Here is a 19,761-nt window from a genome sequence, read left to right on the forward strand (position 1 = left end):
CGCGTGGACCCGGACCCGACCGACACACCCCTCTCCGCCGACCAGGGCGCTCCCGACCGCGACACCTACGAGGTGCTGCGGGCCCGGTTGGCCGAGCAGGCGGCGGAGCTGACCCGCCGGGCCGACGCCCTCAACACCCGCCGGCTGGCGGTGTTCGGCGGCAGCGGGCTCCGCCTGCTCGGCGCCGAGCAGGTCAGCACGCGACGTCCCGGTGTGGCGCAGGACGTCGTGGCGCTCGGCGAGCACCTGCTGCTCGGCTGCAACGTGCCCGCCGCGCTGCCCGCCGCCTCCGCGGCCGACGGCGAGGCGGCGGCGGGAGCGGGGGCGGGGGCGGGGGCGGTCACCGACTACTTCTCACTGCACCGCCTGGTCCGGGCCGTCGGTGGCGCCGCCACGGAGAGCGGCGCCACCCGGTTCCGGCTGGACGGCGTCAACGAGGGCGTGGCCGGGAGCCAGGGCCCGGACGTCAAAGCGGGCCCGGACGTCAAAGCGGGCCCGGACACCGAAGAGAGGCCGGACGCCGCAGACGCCCTCGGCGGGGACGAGAGCCTGGGTGCGGACGACGCCCTGGGCGGGGACGAGAGCCCCGGCGGGGGCGCCGCGCGGGGCGGGGGCGTCCCGCCCGGCGTGCTGCGCGACCCGACGCTGCACCGTGACCTCCGCGAGCTGGTCCGGTACTACCGCGACACCCGGCTGCTGCGGCTGCGCCGCCTCGACGACAGAGTGCTCGCCGTCTTCCAGACCGGCCGCCGGCCGGAGGACATCCGGGTGCTGCGGTGGCGGACCGGAACCGACGGCGCCGTCGACTACCTGGACAACCTCGGCGAGCGCGACCACGTGCTCCCGCCGGTGGACGACCTCGACTGGACCGCGGTCAGCCGCGACGACCACGTCCTCGGGCGCTTCCCACATGTGTCCGTCCAGGGAGCCGTGTTCGTCTCGACGGTCGGCGGGGCCCTCACCGTCAAGACCGAGAACGACACCGAGAACCCGGACGGGATCTACCGCGAGCCCGTGGACGAGCCGCTGCAGAGCCTGGCCGACGCCGAGATCTGGCACGCCCGGGTCGGGCCGCTCGTCGTGCTGCGGATCCGGCCGTACAAGGAGACCAGGTGGCGGTACCTGGTGTTCAACACCCGCAGCGCGCGGATCGTGCGCGTCGACGGGATCGGGCAGGGGTGCCGGCGGCTGCCCGCGGAGCAGGGGATCATCTTCCCCGACGGCTACCACCTGACCACCGGTGCCGTCCGGGCCTTCGACACCGACATCTCCGACCTGGAGTTCGACCGGGTCATCCACGCCCCCGGCGGCGAGGACGTGCTCTACGTCTTCCACGCCCGGGCCACCGGCCGGTTCCTCCTGCTGCCCTACAACGTGATCCGTCAGGACGTCGCGACCCCGCTCACCTGCCACGGGTACGCCCTGTTCGGCGACGGCACGCTGGTGTTGCTGAGGACTCCGTCCACGCGGCCCTCCCGGGCCCACGCCGTGCAGATCTGGCAGACACCGTACGGGCACGCGGTCAGGTCCGTGACCGTGACCGGCAGCGGGCCGCTGGAGCGGATCGGCAACGCGGACCTGGTGCAGGGGATCTCGGACTGCGTCTCGGTGGCGCGCCTGGCGGCTCAGACGACGCCGTCGCGCGCCGGGCTCGACGCGCTGATCGGCGCCTGCGGGCGGGCGTTCGACCGCTACCACTGGCTGGGCGACGCGGATCTCGATGATCTGGGCGGGCCACTGGCGCAGGTCCGGGCCACCGCCGGGCAGGTGCTCGAGGAGTTCGCGACGGTCGAGGCTCTCACCGAGGCGGCCCGGGCGACGCTGGCCGACACCGCCGCCGAGATCGACACCCTGCTCCGGCGGGTCCGCGACAAGGCCCCGCAGGACGCGGGCGCGGCGGTGGCGGCACTCGCCGACCTGCGCCGGGCGCAGGGCCGCCTGGTGGCCCTGCGCGACGTCCGCTACATCGACCTGGCGCGGATCGACGTCCACGCGGCCGAGCTGGACGCCGAGATCACGGCCGCCGGCCGGCGTGCGGTGGATTTCCTGCACGGCGATGAGGCCTTCGCCGACTACCACGCCGAGACCGACCGGCTGGCCGGGCAGGCGGCGACCATCACCAGCGCCGCGGCGGCGAATCCGATCGCCGAGCGGCTCGCCGAGCAGGCAGGCGGCCTGGAGGCCGTCGTCGAGATCGTCACCGGTCTCGACATCGTCGACACCACCGTGCGCACCCACATCCTGGACCGGATCGGGGAGGTCTTCGCCGAAGCCAACCGGGTGCGGGCCATCCTGGACGCCCGCCGCGGGCAGCTGTTCGACACCGAGAGCCGGGCCGTGTTCGCGGCCGAGCTCACGCTGATCGGCCAGGCCGTCAACGCGGCGCTGGCGGTGGCCGACACACCCGAGCGCTGCGACGAGCAGCTGGGACGGCTGCTCGTCTCGCTGGAGCGACTGGAAGCGCGCTTCGGTGAATCCGACGACGCCGGCGAGCAGGTCGCGGCCCGCCGCGCGGACCTCTACGACACGTTCTCCGCCCGCCGCCAGGAACTGGTGCAGGCACGGACCCGGCGGGCCGGCCGGCGAGCCGACTCGGCCGGCCGGATCCTGGCCGGCGTCCGTCGCCGCTGCACGGACCTGCGCACCCTCGACGAGATCAACACCTACTTCTCGACCGACCCGATGGTGACCACGCTGCACGGCATCATCGCCGAGCTGCGTTCACTCGGGGAGCCGATCCGCGCGGACGAGATCGCCGGCCGGATCGAGGCGGCGCGCCTGGACGCCCGCCGCGCCCTGCGCGACCGGGTCGACCTCTACGCGGGCGACGACGTCATCCGCCTCGGGCGTCACCTGTTCGCGATCAACACCCAGCCGCTCGACATCGCTCTCGTCCCCGACGGGGACCGGCTGGCGTTCGTGATCACCGGGACGGACTACCGCCGCCCGGTCCGTGACTCGTCCTTCGAGGGGACCAGGCCGTTCTGGGACGAGCCGCTGCCGTCGGAGTCGCCGCGGGTGTACCGGGCCGAGTACCTGGCCACGCGGATCCTCGCCGACGCGGTGGCCGGTGCCGCCGGGCTTTCCGTCGCCGCGCTGGTCAAGGCGGCCGACACCGGGGACGACCTGCTTGATCTGGTGCGCAGAGTGGCCGGGAACCGCCACGACGAAGGGTACGAGCGCGGCGTCCACGACCGGGACGCCACCCGGATCCTCGCCGCGCTGGCCCAGTCCTACGCCCAGGCGGGGCTGCTGCGCTACCCGCCGGCGGCGCGGGCCGCCGCCCAGCTGTTCTGGGCCTACGGCACCGACGTCGCGGGCCGGGTGGCCTGGGGCCGCCGGGCCGTGTCGCTGGCCCGGGCCCGGGCCGTTTTCGGCCCCGCCCACCGGCCGGGCTCGGCGGCTCTCCATCAGGGGGGCCCGGAACAGATCGGTGACCTGTGCGCCGAGCTCGCCGCCGCCGTGGCACGGTTCCTCACGGGCCCGGGCCCGGGCCCGGGGGCGGTCGCCGGCGCTGGCGACGGCAGCGGCGTTGGCCACGGTAGCGGAACTGGCCACGGCAGCGAGATTGGCAGCGGCACCGGAACTGGCGCTGGCAGTGATGTCGGCGCTGGCAACGGCTCCGGCCGCGCCGACTCCGCCAGCATCGCCAGCCTGACCGCCCTCGTCGAGCGGACCGGCGGAGTCGACCTCGTCGGGGAGTACCTGTTCGAGGAACTCGCCGGCGAGCCCACCGGATTCGTCACCGGCGCCGCCGCCCGCGAACTGCTCGCCGCCTTCCGACGAGCGCTCGGGGAGCGGGGGGCCGGCGACGGCTTCGACCACGATCTGCTCGCCTTCGACGACGATCTGGCTGCCGGGCACCAGCTCGCGACGGCCTGGCTGGGCGCGTTCCACGCGTCCCGCGCGGTCGATGCCGCAGGCCCCGAGAAGGCCGCAGGCCCCGAGAAGGCGGTGGGCCCCGGGGAAGCGATGAGCGTCGGCGAAGCGGTGAGCGCCGGGGAAGCCGTGGGTGCCGTGGGCACCGGGGCCGACCTGCCGGAGGCGGTGGCCGTGCTGGTCTGCGGCTCGCGGCTGCCCCGGCACGACTCGTCGGCCAACCTGGAAGCCAGCGTCGACGGCCTGCTCGGCAGCCACCCGCGCATCGACGGCGGGCGCCTTGAGCTACGCCTCGACGAGACACTGGCGCGCACCCGCCGGTTCCACACCGAGCGGGTCCCCGCCTACCGCGCCTACCGGCGGCAGCGGGACGAGCTGATCTCCCAGGAACGCCGGCGGCTGCGGCTGGAGGAGTACCAGGCGACTCCGCCGGGCGGCTTCGTCCGTAACCGGCTCGTCGACGAGGTCTACCTGCCGCTCGTCGGTGCGAACCTGGCCCGCCAGCTCGGGACCGCGGGCGACGGCTCGAATCCGGACCGGATGGGCCTGCTGCTGCTCGTCTCCCCACCCGGATACGGCAAGACCATGCTGATGGAATATGTGGCGAGCCGCCTCGGCCTGGTGTTCGTGAAGGTCGACGGACCCGCGCTCGGCGGCGCCGTGACCTCGCTCGACCCCGCAGCCGCACCCGACGCGGCCGCCCGCCGCGAGATCGAGAAGGTCTCCTTCGCGCTTGAGCTGGGCAGCAACGTGCTGCTCTACCTGGACGACATCCAGCACACCGCGCCCGAGCTGCTGGAGAAGTTCGTCCCGCTGTGTGACACCCAGCGTCGGATGGACGGCGTCTGGGACGGCGCGAGCCGCACCTACGACCTGCGCGGCAAGCGCTTCGCCGTGTGCATGGCGGGCAACCCGTACACCGAGTCCGGTGGACGGTTCCGGGTGCCGGACATGCTCGCCAACCGCGCCGACGTGTGGAACCTCGGTGACGTCCTTTCCGGCCGGGACGATCTGTTCGAGCGCAGCTATCTGGAGAACGCGGTCACGTCGAACCCGGTGCTGGCCCCGCTGGCCGGCCGTGAGCGCGCCGACCTGGAACTTCTGATCCAGATGGCCCAGGGCGACTCGGCGGCGCGGCCGGATCGGCTCAGCCATCCGTATCCGCCGGCCGAGCTGGACCAGATCCTGGCCGTGCTGCGGAAGCTGGTGCGCGTCCAGCAGGTCGTGCTCGCCGTCAACCGGGCCTACATCGCCTCGGCCGGGCAGAACGACGCGGACCGCAACGAGCCGCCCTTCCTGCTGCAGGGCTCCTACCGGAACATGAACCGGCTGGCGGAGCGGATCGTCCCGGTGATGAACGACGAGGAGCTGGACGCCCTGATCGCCGACCACTACCTCGCCGAGGCGCAGACCCTCACCTCCGGCACGGAGGCGAACCTGCTCCGGTTCGCCGAGCTGCGCGGCGCGCTGGCCCCGGAACAGGCCGCCCGGTGGGCCGAGGTGAAGGGCCGCTACCGGCGCAGCGGGGAGTAGCACCAGGTAGCACCAGGAAGTAGTGGCCGGGGGCAGTCAGCCGCAGTGCTCCCAGCCGCTGGTCCAGGTCGAGCCGGCGTAGCTGCCACCCCACTTCACGCACTTCCCCGGAGCGGTCACGTACACGGGCCCCGCGTAGTACTGAAAACTGCCCGTGTCGGACTGCCGCGTCGAACTGCCCTCCACCTGCACCCAGGCACCCATCGCCTGCGCCACCCCCACGCCGGACCCCGACTTCAGCGTCACCACACAGTTCTGGCTGCCGTTGTACAGCAGATAGATCGTCGCCGAGCCCAGGGAATGCCTGTCGATCTGCGAGTAGCCCGACCCGCACACCTGTGTCGCGGTGTACGGATTCGGCTTCGTTGTGGCTGCGGGTGCGGATGTGGGCGCCGGAGCGGGCGCGGGCGCAGTCGTGCGAGCCTGCGTACCGGCGGGCGCGGCGGGCGCGGTCGGCGCGGGTGCGCCGGCGGGCGCGGGCGACTGCGAACCGCCGGGCTCGGATCCCGTACCACCGGGACTCGAACCGGGTGCCTGCATCGATGGCTCGCCGCCGGCCTGCGGGGTCACCGTGGCAGCCGGCGCCGCGGAGCCGCCCGCCGCGCCGGGCCGCGCCGTCGCGGACGCCGCCGCGCCTCGCGCCGAACGGCCTCCCTTGAGTGCCTCCGAGTCCGCCCCGGCCGCGTCGAGGAGATTTCCCCCCGCCGACCGCGAACCGTTCGGCCCCGAATCGTCCGACCCCGACGAGACCCAGAGGATCACCGGCACCGCGACGATCAGAGCCAGCGCACAGGCCGCCGCCGCGAGCAGTGCGGTACGGCGCCGGCGGGTACCTGATCCCGCTGGCCCCGGGCCCGCGTCGTCCCCAGCTGCCGGGCCGGGCTCCGATGTCGGTTCCTGCATCGCCGGCGCTCCTGAGCGAGAAGGGACATAACGCCCGAAAGCCTTTCAGGATCGGATCCGGTCCGGTCGATGTGGGGGGTCACCGGTTCGGTGGTCCGCGCCCTCGGTTGCGTCAGGCCTGCGGCGCGTGATCGGCAGGTCCGCGCAGAAGACATGCGTCGGACGCATACCAGCGCATGCCAAAGCCGCGCAGCGGCGGGGGTGCCGCGGCGCGGAGCCTCAGACGAGGGCGGGTGCGGGTGCGGGTGCGGGGCACCGCGCCAGGTGGCGCAGGCGGGCGGCGTCCTGGCTGGGTGGCAGACCGAACTGGCGACGGTACTCGCGGCTGAACTGCGACGGGCTGTCGTAGCCGACGCGGTGGCTGATACCCGTGACGTCGCCCGGGTGGGTGATGAGCTGGAGCCGGGCCTCCTGCAGCCGGATCTGCTTCTGGAACTGGATGGGGCTCATCGCGGTGACAGCCTGGAAGTTCCGGTAGAAAGCGGACACGCTTATGCCGGACTGCCGCGCGACATCCTCGACCCGGAACGACTGCGTGTAGTGGTCCCGGATCCAGCGGACGGCGCGGGCGATGTGGTTGAGGCTGCTGTCGGCGAGGCCGAGCTGGCGAACGACGGCGCCCTGCGCGCCGGTGATCACGCGCCAGAGGATCTCCCGCTCGACCAACGGTGCCAGCGCGGCTCGGTCGCGTGGCTGGTCGAGCAGGCGCAGCATCCGCACCACCGCGTCGACGAGCTCCGATGGTGCGTCGCTGACGGCCATCCCCGACGGTGCGCCGCCACCGGTGGGCGGGACGTCCGCCGGTGTGGCCCGCAGCAGGAGCTCGGCGATCGTGGCGGGGTTCAGGACCAGACCGAATCCGAGTGAGGGCCGATCCGGGCTCGCCTCGACGAACTGGCCGGTGATCGGCAGGTCGACCGACGCGACGAGGTACTGCCCGGCGCCGTACTCGTACACGCGGTCACCCAGCGCGATCCGCTTCGCGCCCTGCGCCACGAGGGCGAGCACCGTGCCCGACATCGCCGGCGCCGGCTCGGTCGAGTGCTCGACCCTTGAGACGAGGACCCTGTCGATGGCGGTCGTCATGTCCGGACGGGCGTGCCGGGCGATCAGGGAACGCAGCTCGCCAAGGTCCATGACCCGATTAGAACACCAGACGAAAGTCGCCGTCTCGGTAGGATCGTGCAAGAGGTCGCGAGTATCTGCTTAACGTTTTCGCAGGTAGCGGTGTTTCCATGGGTTGGTCGACATCCCTGGGGCATCCGACAGCTCCCCGAAACACGGAGACCGCGCAGCCATGTCTGTCAGTCACGGATTCAATGCCACCGCGACCGCCCGGCCCGCGCCGCGGGTAGCAGTTGTCACCGGTGCGAGCTCCGGGATAGGACGCAGCACCGCCATCCAGATCGCCCGGCGCGGCACAGGAGTCATCCTCACCTCCCACGGCAACCAGGCAGGCGGGCGGGAGACCGTGTCAATGATCGAGAAGGACGGCGGCACGGCCGTCGCGCTGCCCCTGGACGTCGGTTGCTCGGCGGACTTCCCGGCCTTCCGGGACTCCGTCGCCGCGGCCCTGCGCGAGACCTGGCAGCGGGAGAGCTTCGACTTCCTGGTCAACAACGCCGGGTTCGGCCAGATGGCGATGTTCGAGGACACCACCGAGCAGATGTTCGACGAGCTCGTGCGGGTGCTGTTGAAGGGCCCCTATTTTCTGACCCAGACCCTGCTTCCGTTGCTGGCTGACGGCGGCGCCGTCATCAACACGACGAGCAACGCGGCCCGATTCTCCGGACTGGAAGCCGGCTATTCGGCCTACGGAAAGATGAAAGGGGGCCTGGTCGTCCTGACCCGCTACCTCGCCAAGGAGCTCAGTGCGCGCGGGATCCGGGTCAACTCGGTCTCGCCGGGCGCCACCCGTACCCGTATCGCCGACGACGCGTTCGCGCGCCACCCCGAGGTGATCCCCCCGATCGCGGCCAGAACGGCCCTCGGGCGCCTCGGTGAACCCGAAGACATCGGCCTGGCGATCGCCGCCCTGCTCGGAGAGGAAGGCCGCTGGATCACGGCCCAGGACATCGAGGTCTCCGGAGGCTACAACCTGTGAAAGCCTGGTCGCGATCCTGGTAGTCGCCGGCTGGTGACGTCCTCCGGTGCCGCGGCACCGCCGTCGAGGCAGGCCGGATCAGGCCGTACCGCGCCGTAGGGTGAGGAATCGTGAAGGTGGAAGTGTGGTCCGACATCGTCTGCCCGTGGTGCTACATCGGCAAGCGGCGGTTGGAGAAGGCGCTCAGCCAGTACGAGCACGCCGGTGACGTGGAGGTCATCTGGCGCAGCTTCCAGCTGGATCCGGCGCAGCCACGCGGGGAGAACATCCCCACCTCCGAGATGCTCGCCCGCAAGTACGGCGTCAGCGCGCCGGAGGTCAGGGCCATGAACGACCGGGTCAGCGCACTGGCGGCCGAGGAGGGCCTGACCTACCACCTCGACCGGGCCGTCACCGCCAACACCTTCGACGCGCACCGCCTGCTGCACTTCGCCGCCACCCACGGCCTCGCCGCGGCGATGCAGGAACGCCTGATGCGCGCCACCCTGACGGACGGCGCGGCCGTCGACGACCCGGGCACGCTCGTCCGGCTCGCGACCGAGACGGGCCTGCCGGCCGACGGAACCCGCGAGGTCCTCGACAGCGACGCGTACGCTGACGGCGTCCGCGACGACATCCGCCAGGCCCGCGCGCTCGGCATCAGCGGTGTGCCGTTCTACGCCGTCGACCGCACCTATGGAATCTCCGGCGCCCAGCCGGTCGAGACCATCCTCGAAACCCTGCGCGCGGCGTCGTCCCCGGTCGGGTCCTGACCGGACGCGGCAGGCTCGCTACGTGAGTGTGACCGTGCACGTCCCGACGGCGACGTTGAGCCATCCAACCCGGTAGGACTCGCCGTCGACGACGTCGATCGTGCCGGTTCCGGAAGCCTGGCAGAAGCCGGCGGTCGGGCAGGAGATCGTGCCCTGGACGGAGTATTCCTGTTCTCCCGTCCGGACGTTCTCCACGACATAGCTGCGGCCAGACGGGAAGACGGTCTGCCCGCCGACCCGCACAGCCAACTGCAGGCCGCAGCCGAAGACGTCGCCTTCATAGACGAGGCGTATCGAAGCCCGTTGCCGCGTCGACGGGGCGGATGATTCCGCGGGCGCAGGTGCCGTCGTCCTCGCTGGTCTGGTCGTCGGTGGCGTGGTCGGTGGTGGGGAGGTCGGTGAATCGGTCGCCGGTGTCGTCGTGACCGTGGACTGGCTGGCGACCGGCGAGACAGTAATGGGACTGCGGCGACCCCCGCCGAAAGCTCCCGCCGCGCCCAGGCCCCCGATCAGCGTTCCAATGGCGGTGACGACCGCGGCAGCGATGATCAGAACGCTGCCCGGGTTGCCGGAGCCTTCTGCCATGATCTCCCTCGAGACCTGAAGGGAGACTGGAGAGGTCGGAAAGATGTTCGGCGGCTCCGTCCCCCCGACGGATTCTTCCTTTATTTAATCATCAGGGCCGGGACGACCAAAGGGAACCCGGCGGGCCACGGCACGCCGCGGGAGAACGTCCGTGGCAAGCTCGCGGAGCTTCCGACGGGCGCATCCGGTGAGGACCGTTGAACGCCCTTCACCCGTCCCGGAAGCTCGAGAACGGGAGCCCGAGGAGCCCGAGGAGCCCGAAGAGGCCGAGTTGCCGAGGCGCTCCGACCGTTCGGCGAACGCTGTCTCTCCGGCGACACCGCCAACGGCGTGATCCGGCCTGAAACGGCATCCAGGTGGCCGGCACACGAAGCCGGGATGAACCCGGGGTGGAGTTTCGCCTCCCTGCAGTCGGGTTGACGATCGGCGGAGGTTTTGCGAAGCCTCTCCCGGCATCATCGGATTCGTCCTTGTGGTGGCACGGGAGGCGAGGCTGGAATCCCGTGCGAGCGTGCGTGGCACGGCTGGGGGAGACGACATGAACGGGGCGCGCCGGGCCGTGGGTCTGGTGCTCGCGGCGGTGCTGTTGGTGGGAGTGGTGGCTGCGGTCGTCGTCTCCCGCCGGGGGTCGGGACCGGGGGAGGGCAGCGGCGATCTGACCGTGCTCCGGGGGATCGCCGGATCCGAGAAGAAGCCCTTCTTCGACGACCCTGCTGTCGTGAAGGCGCTCGCCGACGCCGGCTACCGCGTCGAGGTCGACTACGCGGGTTCCCGCGACATCGTGGACCGGGTGAACAAGGATCCCAAGGCCTACGACTTCGCCTTCCCGTCCGGGGCCCCGCAGGGCAACCGGATCGCCGAGGACACGCGCGGCCGCAGCTACGTGCCGTTCTTCAGCCCGATGGCGATCGGGACCTTCCAGAAGCTCGCCGATCTGCTGGTCGCCAACAATCTCGCGAAGAAAATCGGCGACAGCTATTACCAGCTCGACATGGCCAGGTATCTGGACCTGGTGGAACAGAGCCGCCGGTGGTCGCAGCTGGACGGGAACACGGTGTTCCCGACCGACAAGTCGGTGCTCATCACGTCCACCGACCTGCGCACTTCGAACTCCGCCGCCATGTACCTCGCGCTCCTGTCGTACGTGGCGAACAAGAACGACATCGTCGCCGATTCGGCCACCGCCGATGCGATCGCCGGGCAGTTGGCCCCTGCCTTCACCAAGCAGGGCTACACCGAAAGCTCCAGCGAGGGGCCGTTCGAGGACTACCTTCGCGGCGGCATGGGTGCCCGGCCGATGGTGATGATCTACGAGGCGCAGTTCCTGGCGGCGCAGGCGGCGAAGACGACGGCACCCGACATGGTGCTGATGTACCCGTCGCCGACGGCCTACTCGAAGCACACCCTGGTCGGGCTCAGCGCCGGCGGCCAGGCTCTCGGGGACCTCCTGACCGGCAACGCCACCCTCCTGAAACTGGCCGCCCACCACGGCTTCCGTACCGACGACCGGTCCTACGTCAGCGCCTTCGCCCGGGAGAACAGGATCCCGGAGCCGCCGGAACTGGTGGACGTCGTCGACCCGCCGACCTATGAGCTCATGGAGAAAATGATCACTGACATCGCCGGGCCGGCGAGGAGCTGAGGCCGATGAGCATCCGTGTCCGGCTGGGGGCCCTCGTGCTGGCCCTGACGGCCGCCGCCACGCTGCCCGCCTGCTCCGGCGGGGAGCCGCCGCTGGCCGACGGGGCCGGCCCGAAGACCACGCTGACCGTCCTGGCCGGGTCCGAGCTGAAGGACATCGAGCCGCTGCTCGCCGACCTGCGTCACGACACCGGCGTCAGGCTGGACGTCACCTACACCGGGACGCTGGACGGAGCCGACCGGATCTCCCGGCGCCAGGCCGGTACGGACCTGGCCTGGTTCTCCTCGGACCGCTATCTGCGGCTGCTGCCGGGCGGCGCGGACGCGGCCGTCACCAGCACCTCGATCATGCGCTCGCCGGTGGTCCTCGGTGTCCGCCAGTCGGTGGCCCGCAGGCTCGGCTGGTCCGGCAACCCGAACGTGACCTGGAAGGACGTCGCGGCCGCGGCCCGGGCCGGGAACCTGCGCTACGGCATGACCAACCCGGCGTCGTCCAACTCCGGGTTCTCGGCCCTGGTCGGGGTGGCGGCGGCCCTGGCCGGTACCGCCGACGCCCTGACCTCGGCCGACATCAGGCCGGCGGAGCTGACCGACTTCTTCTCCGGGCAGAAGCTGACCGCGGGCAGCTCCGGCTATCTGAACGACGCCTACGTGGACAGGCAGGACAGCCTGGACGCGATGATCAACTACGAGTCGGTGCTGCTGTCCCTGAACGCCTCGAACCGGCTGCGGGAACCGTTGGAGCTGATCTTCCCGAAGGACGGGATCATCACCGCCGACTACCCGCTGCTGCTGCTCGACCCGGACAGGCGGGACGCCTACCAGCGGGTCGTCGACTGGCTGCGCAGCCCGGCCACGCAGCAGCGGCTGCAGGAGCAGACCAGCCGCCGGCCGGCGACCCCCACGGTGCCGCTGGACACCCGGTTCACCGCCGGGGACACCCACGTCGAGCTGCCCTTCCCGGGCACGGCGGCCGTCGCCGACGAGCTGATCCTGGCCTACCTCAACCACTTCCGCGCCCCCACCCACGCGATCTTCGTGCTGGACCTGTCCGGCTCGATGAAGGGTGACCGCATCTCCGACCTGCGGTCGGCCCTGATCGGACTGACCGGCGCGGACTCCTCGCTGGCCGCGCGATTCACCAGCTTCCGGGCCCGGGAGAAGATCACCCTCGTGCCGTTCGACAGCGGCGTCAACCAGATCAGGGACTTCGCCGTCACCGATCCCTCGCCGGACTCGCCTGAGCTGAAGGAGCTCCGCCGGGCAGTCGACGGGTTCAACGCCGGCGGCGACACCGCGATCTACTCGGCCCTGGGCGCCGCCTACGACCGGGCCGCCGCCGACCTGGCCCGAGACGGGTCGTACTACACCTCCGTGGTGCTGCTGACCGACGGCGAGAACACGGCCGGTGCCTCGGCGGACGACTTCCTGGCGCACTACCGTTCGCTGTCGCCGGCCGCCCGGGCGGTGCCGACGTTCACCGTGCTGTTCGGCGACGCCGACCCGGACGCACTGCGGCAGATCGCCGACGTGACCGGGGGAACGGTCTTCGACGCCGGATCGACGTCGCTGCCGGACGTGTTCAGGGAGATCCGTGGCTACCAGTAGGCGACGCGGCCGCGCCGCCGGGCCCAGCCGCTCGTTCTCCGAACGGGCCCTGGACTACGCCGGCTCGGCCAAGAACCTCGCCGGCTGCGTGGCTGCGGCGGGCGGGCTCGGCCTGTTCTTCGTCGGCGTCGTCGGAGTCCCCGAGTGGCCGTTCGTGGTGGGCGCCCTGTACGCGATCGGAGCGCTGGTCGCACCCCCACCCAGGCGCCCGACGGGCGCCCTGCCGCCGCCGCGCGACCCGCAGACGCTCCGGGCCGACCTGACCGCCCACGACCGGCGCTTTCTCGGCCAGCTGCCGCCGGACGTCGACGCGGCCTACCGAAAGGTCACCCAGGACCTGCGGGATCTGCTCGACCGCCCGGCGCTGCTGCAGACCGGGTCCCCGGACACGTTCGTGGTCGAGCGGATGGTGGTCGACTACCTGCCGACCTCGGTCGAGGCCTACCTGGAGCTGCCCCGGGCGTTCGCCGACAGCCATCTGGTCGACGGCCGGCTCACCGCCAGGGAACTGCTGCTCGAGCAGCTCACGCTGCTGGCCACCGCCGCCGAGGACGTCACGACGTCGGCCGCCCGGGACGCGTCCCAGCGGCTGGCCGTCCAGAGCCGGTTCCTGGCGGAACGCTTCGGCCCGACCTCGGGCGACCTGAACCTCGGCGACAGCTGACCGGCGGAGCGGGTCAGGTCGGGTCAGGTCGGGTCAGGTCAGCTCGGGGACGGTCCGACGCGGGTGAACGCGCTGCGGTAGGCGCTGGGGGTGAGCCCGTTGCGGCGCAGGAGGTGCAGGCGCAGCGACTCGGGGGTTCCCAGACCGCTTTGCCGGGCGACGGCGGCGATCGGCAGATCCGTCGCCTCGAGGAGTTCACGAGCCCGGTCGATCCGCTGGTGCAGCAACCACTGCAACGGACTCAGACCGGTCTCCTCCCGGAACCGGCGGGTGAGCGTACGGGTACTGGTGTGGGCGTGGGCGGCGAGGCGGCTGAGGGTGAGTGGCTCGGCGAGGCGTTCCGATGCCCAGGCACGGGTCTCGGCCAGTGAGGTGCCGTTCTCCGGCGGCAGTGGCGTTTCGATGAACTGGGCCTGGCCGCCGGGACGGATCGGCGCGACGACCGCGGCTCGGGCGACGGCGTTGGCGACCGCCGCCCCGTAGTCCCGCCGGATCAGGTGAATGCACAGGTCGAGGCCGGCGGCCAGACCGGCGGAGGTCAGGATCGCCCCGTCGTCGACGTACAGGACGTCGGGCCGCAGGTCCACGGCTGGGAAGCGGCGGCGCATCTCGTCGGAGTACTGCCAGTACGTGGTGGCCGGGCGACCGTCGAGCAGCCCGGCCTGGGCCAGCACGAAGGCACCCGTGCAGATCGAGGCGAGTCGACGGCCGTCGCCCGCGGCCCGCCGTAGCGCGTCCAGGACCCGCTCGCCCGCGTGCGCGCGGGCTCCGGTGCCCGTGACGATCACGGTGTCGGCGCTGTCGATCACGTCGAGGCCGTGCTCCACCACGACACTGGGCCCGGTGTACGCCGGCACGATCCCGGGCTCGGCCGTGCAGATCACGACCTCGTAGCCCGGCTGGCCGTCGACCACCGCGGCCGGGAACACCGCCGCCGGGATGGAGAGATCCAGAGTGGTGACCGGTGGGACGGCGACGACGACGATCCGAAGCATGGCCTGATCCTTGGGCTACGTGGCATTCAGGCCACTACCGTACGTTTCCGGTGGGCAGCAAGGTGAGACGGCACCCGCGAACCCGCGCGGGCCCGCCGAGTGGAAGACCGAACATGATGCCGCTGCATGTGATCACCGGTGCCGGTGGCACCGGAGCCCCCACCGCCGAACTGCTGGCCCGGCGGGGCGAACGCGTCCGCCTGGTCAGCCGGCGCGGGGGCGGGCCCGAGCACCCACTGATCGAGCGGATCGCCGCCGACGCGACCGACGCCGACGCGCTGAGCCGCCTCGCCGAGGGCGCGACGACACTGATCAACACCGCGGTGCCACCGTACGACCGGTGGCCGGAGGAGTTCCCACCGCTGGCGACGGCGCTGCTGGACGTGGCTGAACGCACCGGCGCCGGTTACGTCATGATGGGCAACACCTACGGCTACGGCATCGTCAGCGGTCGCTTCACCGAAGACCTGCCGATGGCGCCGGTATCGGTCAAGGGCCAGGTACGGGCCCGGATGTGGACCGAGGCGCTCGAAGCGCATCGCGCGGGTCGAGCCCGCGTGACCGAGGTCCGGGCCAGTGCGTTCCTCGGCGCGGGGGCCGGTTCGCTCTACAACTTCCTGGTGGCGCCCCTTGTCCTGCGCGGCGAGCCGGCAGGCTTCCCCGGCGACCTGGATACCCCGAAAACCTGGTCCTACGTCGGGGACGCCGCACGAACCCTGGCCGCCGTGGCCCTCGCCGGTGACGACCGCCCGTGGGGACGGGCCTGGCACGTGCCCTCCACCGCGGCCCTGTCCATACGGGAGCTGAGCACGCGGCTCACGACCGCCGCCGGGGCACCCGCACCCGCACTGACGGCGATCTCCACCGATCAGCTCGCCGCGCTGTCCGCCGCGGATCCGATCATGCAGGAGGTGATCGAGATGATGTACTCCCTGGATCGGCCCGATCTGCTCGACTCCACGCTCACCGAGCGGACGTTCGGCCTCGCCCCGACCCCCCTCGAGACCGTCCTGGCCGAAACCGTCACTGCCTACGGCACCAGTACCTGAGTGATCCTCTGCTGGACGCCTGTCGTGGTTGACGGCCACGACAGGCCTCAGGCACACCGCGTCCCTCGCGGGACGCCCCCCACGGTCACTCCTTGACCTCAAGTGAACTTGATGTCGTCGACTTCAGGTCATGACACCATCCATTGCCCCGCCCGAGTCGCCCACCTCCGATGCACAGGAACTCGTGGCACGTGTCGCCGAGCTCGAACGCGCACAGCGAGCCGAGGACGTCGAGGCCATGCTCGCTCTCTTCGACGAGAACGCGGTCTGGGTGACCGGTGGCGGCGTCCGCCTGATCGGGTACGACGCCATTGCCGCCTTCACCCGCCAGGTTCTCCCCGGCGCGTTCGCGGGTGACCTGTCGGTGCGTTACGACGTCGAGCACATCAGTTTCATCACGCCAGATGTCGTGCTTACCGGTGTCAACCAGGAATACCTCACGGCCGGCGGTCGGCCGCTGTCGCCACCGCAGGTGGGACGCCCGAGCTATGTCTGGCACCGCCATGACGGCCAATGGCTTATCACCGTCGGCCAGAACACCGCGGTGCCCGCGAACACCACCGATGCCACCGATGCGGAGGATGCCAGGTCTCCCGCCGAGATGGAATCCCCGAATGCCGATCAGGACGAGGCCGCTGTCCGGAGCATCATGGCTGACATCGAGCATGGTTTCAACGCCAACGATCCCGAGCTGATGATGCGCCATATCGCGTCCGACGCGCTCGTCGCGAACGCCCTCGGCACCGTTATGCGAGGGCATGACGAGATCGATTCGGCAACCCGTGCGGGCCTCGCCCGCGGCGGTGCGCTCCACGCGGCGACCGCGCACTACAGACTCACCGACATCACCCTCCTGTCGCCAGACATCGCGGTGGCTCACAAGAATGCCTGGGCGACGTCCTCCGCGGCCGACGCCGGAGAGCCACCGGAGATGAACGCGTTGTATGTGCTTGAGCGACGAGGCGGGCGGTGGTGGATCATCCGCCGCCAGAACACCCTGGTGCAGCCCGCCGTGGTGACCTGACCGTTTCCGGCAGGCGCGTAGCAAACGCGACCCTCGGTTCATCGCCCCTCTCACGGGTCGAGCGGAACCCGCGAGAGGGGCGCAGTTCAGCGGACCAGGCAGGCCGCGATCCGCGAGCTCGGTATGACGGTGCCAGAGGCCACGATCTTCCTCAACCCGCGCGGCGGGCGCCCCGTGAACAATGTGCCCAGGCCCGGCCCGGTCAGATTCAGCTGGGCTGCCCGGGCCCTGCGTCGACGGGTGGGATTCCCAGCTCAGCCCGGGCCGAGTCGAGGAAATCGCGCTCCGCCTGCCGGCAGGCCGCGATCAGGTTGTCGGGAACCTGCCCGGGCTCGTGGCCGGGACGCGCCTTCGCGACCTGGCGGATGGCGTCGACGACCTCCGCGGACCGGTCGACGGTCTCCCGGTGGCGGGCAACCAGCCTGATCTCGATCTGCAGCTTGAGCGTCTCCACCTGCGCCGGGCCGCCGTCCGCATGCCGCCCGCGGGCGACGTTGCCGCCCTCCCGGACAACCACCTGATCGCTTTGCACGACCGCGCGCCACTCGCGAGCCGAGGAGATGAACCTGGCATAGACCGACTGGCGGGTGTCCCTTTCGCGGCCGGCTTCCTCCCGCCGCCAGGTGACGGTCTGCGCCCGGCCGGCGATGATCCCGCCGGTGGCCACCCCGACGAGAGTTCCCAGCGAGGCGATCAGCGGTTCGACAATCCCGCCCAACACCCCTCCCAACGAGGATGGTCAGTGCCGGAATTACATCACGGTTGTCGCGTTCATGCCGCCTCGTGGGACGGGCCCGATCGTCGTGAGGCCTGGGTCGCCGGGATCGGGGACCCTGACGGATTCCCGCCCACGCGGCCCGCAGACGGCGGTGTTCAGACGCGACGCCGGCTGCGGCCGGAGGGCCCGGGGCTGCGCTCATCCAGCGGCGTTCGTGTTGGTCCCGGCCGCCGTCGGCGATATCGGCGACCAGTGCACGAGATCAGGGTTGCCTGCCGGCGGGATCTCGGGCGGGCCCTGTCGGATTCCGGTCCGTGTCGTTGTCTTCGGCCGCGAGATCTGGAAACCTCGAATTCAGCCGTAACAGAGGGAAGGCTTGCCATGGGGCTCGTACTGATCGGTTTCCTGTTGCTCTTCGTCTTCGTGGCTCTCGTCCTGCGTGGACGGGCGGTCCGGCGGCTGCGAGCCACCCCGCAGGACATGCTGAGGGCAGGAGTCGATTCCACTTCGGTTGATTCGCATCAGGCCGCACGGAACGCATCGGGCCAAACTGCGTGGATGATGGGTCCGTTCTAGTCGCAACGACATCTGACGGCTTGTCTGCGCGATGTTCCTCTACCTGAGGAAGCCGCGCATCCGGTGCGCCATTGCCAAAGAGCGGCCGAAACGGGATCGCCTGGTTCAGTGATCGTGCACAGATCGTCCAGTACTCCCTGGTGTACTCGCAGCGGCTGCTGGCGGCCACATACCGTGTGGCCCACGGGGGACTGAGCGAAACGAGACAGTCTGTTGGCTCCGAAGGACGCAACGCCGCCGCGGGACGACTTCCCGGTTCGGGTTCATGACCTGCTGCGGGAACGCGCGGTGTGGGTGCTGCCGCTGATCCTGGCCTCGGTCGTCGTCTCGGCGATGACCGCGCTGTACCTCGCGTCGGCGGTCGACCCCCTCGGCCATGTGCGTGGCCTGCCGGTCGAGGTGGTCAACAACGACCGCGGCGCCACGCTGGGAGCAGAGCACCTCGACATCGGTGCGCGTATCGAGGCCGGTCTGCGGACGAGCCCGGAGGTGTCCCGCCGGCTACGGCTGGAATCCGTCACCCTGCCGGAGGCAGAACGGGCCATGAGCCGCGGGCGGGCCTACGCGACCGTGGTGATCCCGCCCGGCTTCACCGCCTCGCTCCTGGCCCAGGCCGGCCTGCCGGCAGCTGGGGCGTCGGGGGGCGCGGCTGCCCAGGCAGGAGACCGATCGGTCCAACTGCTGACCAACCCGCGGGCCAGCACGCTCGGAGTGAGCCTGGCCAGCGGTGTCCTGCAGCCCGCCCTCGCCGCCGCCTCCCGGACGATCAGTGCTCAGCTCACCGCGGCGGCCGACACGACGGCCGGGGCCTCGACCGGCGCCGGAAGCGCGACGACCGGCGGTGCGGCGACTGAGGGCGCGGGCGCTGGCGGCGCGGCGACGCAGGCGTTCCTGGCGAACCCGGTCACGGTCACCACCAGCCAGTTCCACCCTCCGCCCGCGAACAGCGCGCTCGGCCTGAGTGCCTTCTACCTGGCCCTGCTGACCCTCATGTGTGGATTCCTCGTCGGGACCCTCCTGCATTCCACGGTGGACGCAGCCCTCGGCTACGGCACCTCCGAGGTCGGCCCCCGCTGGACCCAGCTCCAGCCGAAGGCGATCAGCCGCTGGCGAACCCTGCTGATCAAATGGGTGATGGCGGCGGCGTTGACCGCGGTCGTCACCGGCCTGATGATCGCGATCGGAGCCGGCGCGGTGGGCATGGACGCCCCGCATCCGCTGCTGTTGTGGGCCTTCTCCTGGCTGTGCGCGGCCAGTGTCGCCGCCGGGACGATCGTGCTCTTCGCGGCGCTCGGCACCCCCGGGCAGCTGGTCGCGCTCCTGCTGTTCGTCTACGCCGGTCTGGCCTCGGCCGGTGGAACCGTGCCCATCGAAGCGCTGCCCGGCTTCTTCCGGCTGCTCAGCGAGGCCGAGCCGCTGCGGCAGATCCTCGCCGGCGACCGGGCCATCCTGTACTTCGACGCCCAGGCCGACACGGGCCTGACCCGCGGAGCCGTGTCCGCCGTGATCGGGCTGCTCTGCTGGCTCGCCCTGGGCGCACTGATCGTCCGCTGGTACGACCGCCGAGCGCTGCACCGGATGAACCCGGAACTCCTCACCTACGTCAACCGCGCCGTCCAGGAATATCGGGCCCAAGACCAGGCCACAGAAGCCCACGGACCGTAAGTACCGTGATCTGCCTCCGGGCCCCGTGCAGCGGATGGTCACCGGTGCGACTGAGACCGCCTCTT

14 protein-coding genes are annotated in these 19,761 nt (G+C 71.3%); 9 read left to right on the forward strand and 5 right to left on the reverse strand.

Going from position 1 to position 19,761, the window contains the following annotated elements:
* Nucleotides 1-3 precede the first annotated feature (3 nt).
* Nucleotides 4-5,412 carry a DNA repair ATPase gene (locus AWX74_RS41715; protein ID WP_242666507.1) on the forward strand — a complete coding sequence of 1,803 codons (5,409 nt, stop codon included), beginning with the start codon at nt 4-6 and terminating at the stop codon, nt 5,410-5,412.
* 36 nt (nt 5,413-5,448) lie between these two features.
* Here AWX74_RS41715 and AWX74_RS41720 read toward each other — a convergent pair whose 3' ends face one another.
* Together AWX74_RS41720 and AWX74_RS31935 are read right to left on the reverse strand one after the other, a co-directional pair.
* Entirely contained in the window at nt 5,449-6,315 is an 867-nt protein-coding gene (locus AWX74_RS41720; protein WP_226931368.1) for a serine/threonine protein kinase, read from the reverse strand.
* A 219-nt stretch (nt 6,316-6,534) separates the two neighbouring features.
* Nucleotides 6,535-7,452, reverse strand: coding sequence for an AraC family transcriptional regulator (locus AWX74_RS31935; RefSeq protein ID WP_091284349.1), 918 nt, complete (start codon nt 7,450-7,452; stop codon nt 6,535-6,537).
* 160 nt (nt 7,453-7,612) lie between these two features.
* Here AWX74_RS31935 and AWX74_RS31940 point away from each other — a divergent pair, with 160 nt between their 5' ends.
* Both AWX74_RS31940 and AWX74_RS31945 read left to right on the forward strand, forming a co-directional pair.
* Nucleotides 7,613-8,419 carry an SDR family NAD(P)-dependent oxidoreductase gene (locus AWX74_RS31940; RefSeq protein ID WP_091284351.1) on the forward strand — a complete coding sequence of 269 codons (807 nt, stop codon included), beginning with the start codon at nt 7,613-7,615 and terminating at the stop codon, nt 8,417-8,419.
* Between the two features lie 110 nt (nt 8,420-8,529).
* The gene (locus AWX74_RS31945) at nt 8,530-9,171 is read left to right on the forward strand and encodes a DsbA family oxidoreductase (RefSeq protein ID WP_091284353.1); all 642 of its coding nucleotides are present in this window, start codon (nt 8,530-8,532) and stop codon (nt 9,169-9,171) included.
* An 18-nt stretch (nt 9,172-9,189) separates the two neighbouring features.
* On the opposite strand, the gene AWX74_RS31950 is transcribed toward AWX74_RS31945, so the two are convergent.
* Nucleotides 9,190-9,756 (reverse strand): hypothetical protein, encoded by a 567-nt coding sequence (locus AWX74_RS31950; protein ID WP_091284355.1) that lies wholly within the window; start codon nt 9,754-9,756, stop codon nt 9,190-9,192.
* 538 nt (nt 9,757-10,294) lie between these two features.
* Between AWX74_RS31950 and AWX74_RS31955 the strand changes: the two genes are divergently transcribed.
* From AWX74_RS31955 to AWX74_RS31965, 3 genes are read left to right on the forward strand one after another with little or no spacing between them, the layout of a single operon-like run.
* Nucleotides 10,295-11,398 carry a hypothetical protein gene (locus tag AWX74_RS31955; RefSeq protein WP_091284356.1) on the forward strand — a complete coding sequence of 368 codons (1,104 nt, stop codon included), beginning with the start codon at nt 10,295-10,297 and terminating at the stop codon, nt 11,396-11,398.
* Nucleotides 11,399-11,403: 5 nt separating this feature from the next.
* Nucleotides 11,404-13,005 carry a vWA domain-containing protein gene (locus AWX74_RS31960; protein ID WP_091284358.1) on the forward strand — a complete coding sequence of 534 codons (1,602 nt, stop codon included), beginning with the start codon at nt 11,404-11,406 and terminating at the stop codon, nt 13,003-13,005.
* Entirely contained in the window at nt 12,992-13,669 is a 678-nt protein-coding gene (locus AWX74_RS31965; RefSeq protein ID WP_091284360.1) for a hypothetical protein, read from the forward strand. The genes AWX74_RS31960 and AWX74_RS31965 overlap by 14 nt, the downstream gene beginning before the upstream one ends.
* Nucleotides 13,670-13,707: 38 nt before the next feature.
* Here AWX74_RS31965 and AWX74_RS31970 read toward each other — a convergent pair whose 3' ends face one another.
* Nucleotides 13,708-14,664, reverse strand: a complete 957-nt coding sequence (locus AWX74_RS31970) for a GlxA family transcriptional regulator (RefSeq protein WP_091284361.1) — start codon at nt 14,662-14,664, stop codon at nt 13,708-13,710.
* A gap of 113 nt (nt 14,665-14,777) precedes the next feature.
* Between AWX74_RS31970 and AWX74_RS31975 the strand changes: the two genes are divergently transcribed.
* Complete coding sequence (locus tag AWX74_RS31975) at nt 14,778-15,713, forward strand: NAD-dependent epimerase/dehydratase family protein (protein WP_311984648.1); 936 nt, start codon at nt 14,778-14,780, stop codon at nt 15,711-15,713.
* 130 nt (nt 15,714-15,843) lie between these two features.
* Entirely contained in the window at nt 15,844-16,737 is an 894-nt protein-coding gene (locus AWX74_RS40945) for an SgcJ/EcaC family oxidoreductase (RefSeq protein ID WP_226931369.1), read from the forward strand.
* 208 nt (nt 16,738-16,945) lie between these two features.
* On the opposite strand, the gene AWX74_RS31990 is transcribed toward AWX74_RS40945, so the two are convergent.
* Nucleotides 16,946-17,455 carry a hypothetical protein gene (locus AWX74_RS31990; RefSeq protein ID WP_091284364.1) on the reverse strand — a complete coding sequence of 170 codons (510 nt, stop codon included), beginning with the start codon at nt 17,453-17,455 and terminating at the stop codon, nt 16,946-16,948.
* Between the two features lie 789 nt (nt 17,456-18,244).
* Here AWX74_RS31990 and AWX74_RS32000 point away from each other — a divergent pair.
* Nucleotides 18,245-19,696, forward strand: a complete 1,452-nt coding sequence (locus AWX74_RS32000) for a YhgE/Pip domain-containing protein (protein ID WP_091284365.1) — start codon at nt 18,245-18,247, stop codon at nt 19,694-19,696.
* Nucleotides 19,697-19,761: the final 65 nt, after the last annotated feature.

Origin of the sequence: Parafrankia irregularis (genome assembly GCF_001536285.1) — a bacterium.
GTDB lineage: Bacteria > Actinomycetota > Actinomycetes > Frankiales > Frankiaceae > Parafrankia > Parafrankia irregularis.

Coding starts and splice junctions, on each gene's coding strand:
- AWX74_RS41720 (WP_226931368.1), bottom strand. CDS start 6,315: ATGCAGGAACCGACATCGGAGCCCGGCCCGGCAGCTGGGGACGACGCG.
- AWX74_RS31935 (WP_091284349.1), bottom strand. CDS start 7,452: ATGGACCTTGGCGAGCTGCGTTCCCTGATCGCCCGGCACGCCCGTCCG.
- AWX74_RS31940 (WP_091284351.1), top strand. CDS start 7,613: ATGTCTGTCAGTCACGGATTCAATGCCACCGCGACCGCCCGGCCCGCG.
- AWX74_RS31950 (WP_091284355.1), bottom strand. CDS start 9,756: ATGGCAGAAGGCTCCGGCAACCCGGGCAGCGTTCTGATCATCGCTGCC.
- AWX74_RS31955 (WP_091284356.1), top strand. CDS start 10,295: ATGAACGGGGCGCGCCGGGCCGTGGGTCTGGTGCTCGCGGCGGTGCTG.
- AWX74_RS31960 (WP_091284358.1), top strand. CDS start 11,404: ATGAGCATCCGTGTCCGGCTGGGGGCCCTCGTGCTGGCCCTGACGGCC.
- AWX74_RS31970 (WP_091284361.1), bottom strand. CDS start 14,664: ATGCTTCGGATCGTCGTCGTCGCCGTCCCACCGGTCACCACTCTGGAT.
- AWX74_RS31975 (WP_311984648.1), top strand. CDS start 14,778: ATGATGCCGCTGCATGTGATCACCGGTGCCGGTGGCACCGGAGCCCCC.
- AWX74_RS40945 (WP_226931369.1), top strand. CDS start 15,844: ATGACACCATCCATTGCCCCGCCCGAGTCGCCCACCTCCGATGCACAG.